Origin of the sequence: Mycobacterium sp. (assembly GCF_008709575.1) — a bacterium.
Classification (GTDB): Bacteria; Actinomycetota; Actinomycetes; order Mycobacteriales; family Mycobacteriaceae; genus Mycobacterium.
The window spans coordinates 1-619 of record NZ_VYIK01000197.1 but is presented as its reverse complement, the minus strand read 5'-3'; the positions used below and the strand labels follow the sequence as shown (position 1 = coordinate 619).

1 pseudogene is annotated in these 619 nt (G+C 64.8%); it reads right to left on the bottom strand.

What is annotated here, in order from left to right:
* Positions 1 to 410, bottom strand: a pseudogene (locus F6Q13_RS17825) (SLC13 family permease); the annotation flags it as partial.
* Between the last annotated feature and the right edge of the window lie 209 nt (positions 411 to 619).

Sequence of the window (619 nt, the reverse complement as noted above, 5' to 3'; positions counted from 1 at the left end):
AACGGCGTCGCGTTGACCGCCAGCCGGTCACACACCAGCAGGGTAACCGGGGCGACCAGCAACACCGTGGTGACGTTGTCCAGCAGGGCCGACCCTACCGCCATCACCAGCATCAGCAGGATCATGACGCGCAGCGGCGAGCCCCGTGCGAGTTTGGCGGACCAGATCGCGACGTATTCGAAGACACCGGTTTGGCGCAGCACGCTGACGATGATCATCATGCCCAGCAGCAAAAAGATGACGTCCCAGTCGATGCCGGTCTCGTGCGAGTAGAAGACATCCTCGGAGCGAATCACCGGCAGCATGAGCACGATTGCGGCGCCCGTCAGGGCTACCAGCGTCTTGTTGACGCGGTCGCTGGCGATGAGCGCGTAGGCAACCACGAATACCGCCGCCGCGGCGGCGCTCATCGGCGGACCGGCGAGCGGCTCATCGGCGTTGTGCCCAACGACCGGTCGGCACGTCGGCGACGAGATTTGGTCAACGGTCCCTAGCCCCTCGCTGGGTGCGGATGTCCGCGCAGCATTGTCCGAAGGAGACCGGAGTTTACCGCGCGGGATCCTTACCGGCCCAGCAGGCGTCGTTTCTGCTGAGCGAACTCCTCCTCGGTCAGGATTCC